The sequence below is a fragment of the Streptococcus sp. 20925_1_69 genome (genome assembly GCF_041432365.1).
GTDB lineage: Bacteria > Bacillota > Bacilli > Lactobacillales > Streptococcaceae > Streptococcus.
On sequence record NZ_JAPVZL010000028.1, the window covers coordinates 1 to 919 of the forward strand.

1 protein-coding gene is annotated in these 919 nt (G+C 34.6%); it reads left to right on the plus strand.

All coding sequences use genetic code 11. The features are described from left to right. Positions 1-586, plus strand: a 586-nt coding sequence (locus O3601_RS09335; RefSeq protein ID WP_371472721.1) for an LPXTG cell wall anchor domain-containing protein, incomplete at its 5' end; no start/stop codon positions are given. Between the last annotated feature and the right edge of the window lie 333 nt (positions 587-919).

The following is a 919-nucleotide window of genomic DNA, read 5'->3' on the forward strand; positions in this document are numbered from 1 at the left end:
AGAAATAGGAATTTCTCACGATATAGTCGGAGAAGAAATGACACTCATAGCACCGCCAACAGTTGAATTACCAGAATTCAATGGTGGAGTGAACGGTGAACTACCTGATCCAATCCCTTCGCGAGAGTTAACTATTGAAGTTAGATGGATTGATGAAGATGGAAATGTATTGAAACCATCCGTTAAGACAGGCGAAGCAGATGCAACTGCTCATGGTTCAATTCCAGGATATGAATTTGTAAGAACAATGATTGATGAAAATGAACCAGTAATTACCCACATTTTCAGAAAAGTAAGTGGAAGTACAAATCCAAATACAATTCCAGTAACTCCAGTTACACCTGATACTAATGGAGGTTCTGGTCAAGATGCACCAGCACCAACAACTCCAGTTCCAGATGCAGTTACTCCGAATGCAGATCAGGTAGATACTAAGACTACTGTTGATAATGGAGCTAAGTCAAATGGTTCTCAAAATGTATTGCCAAATACAGGAACAGAATCAAATGCTACTCTTGCATCTCTCGGACTTCTTGGTATGCTAGGTGGTCTCGGACTTGCTCTTGCAAAGAAAAAAGAAGACTAAAAATGTAGTCAAAATATGTATTGTTCATTGTTAAGTGGACAATGAATAAAAAAATAACAACGGCCTTGTTCCTCGTTTTAAGAGGTGCAAGGCCGTTGTTGTATTTTTGAAAAGTAGATGCTAATATCTGGACCACAATAAATTGAAACTAGAATAGTACACTCTGGTTGTTAAAACATTTCTAGAAATTAATTTGATTTTAAATCTAGACAGTTAGTTTCACTTAAATATATAACATAATAACATTTTTATGGATAATTAAAAATTTTATCCCTATTTTATGTAATAAATCGGTTTTCTCTTGTTTAAATATATTAAAAATGGTATAATTGA